This is a genomic window from Enterobacter sp. LM3 (genome assembly GCF_046622475.1).
GTDB classification, from domain to species: domain Bacteria; phylum Pseudomonadota; class Gammaproteobacteria; order Enterobacterales; family Enterobacteriaceae; genus Enterobacter; species Enterobacter cloacae_P.
Genome location: NZ_JBJURN010000064.1, coordinates 1 through 537, shown reverse-complemented (window position 1 = coordinate 537; position 537 = coordinate 1). Strand labels below are relative to the sequence as shown.

The following is a 537-nucleotide window of genomic DNA, read 5'->3' as shown; positions in this document are numbered from 1 at the left end:
GCAGCCGCGCCTGCTTTCAGGTTACCGCCAAGTGCGCCCGCCAGTAATCCCGCCGCTGCGCTGCCTTTCGTCCAGAAGTCACTTCCCGGGCCGTACTCAGTATTCTGATATCCGGGTTGCGTCTTCAGGAAGGCTTCCTGCTCCTGCGGGGTATCGCCCTGCAGTTTTCCTTCTGCCGCCAGCTTCGCGCCCAGCGCAGCATTGGATGCCCGCGCTTTCTGCTCTGCATACTTACCGTAAGCATCCAGGGCAGAGGAGGCCAGTGCAGCGCCTTCGCTCTGTACCGCCAGGTTATCCCTGACTTTCTGCACATCACCGTTCACGTCCACGCCGTGGTGGGCGTCAGCCGTATCACGGCTCAGGTCTGCAATATCCTGTTTCTGTCCCTCAGGGTTGCGAATGACAATGCTACCGCCACTCACCGCTGATGAGGTTGTACCGCTGCGGCTCTCGTCGGCATGGCCGATACCGATGGCAGGCGTCAGGTTACGGTTTTCACCTTTTCCGCTGCCACCCGCACTGCCTGAAAGCGCCACC

1 protein-coding gene is annotated in these 537 nt (G+C 60.9%); it reads right to left on the bottom strand.

What is annotated here, in order from left to right; all coding sequences use genetic code 11:
• The coding region (locus ACJ9N4_RS20950) for a hypothetical protein (RefSeq protein ID WP_411500805.1) at nt 1-537 on the bottom strand (537 nt) is incomplete at both ends.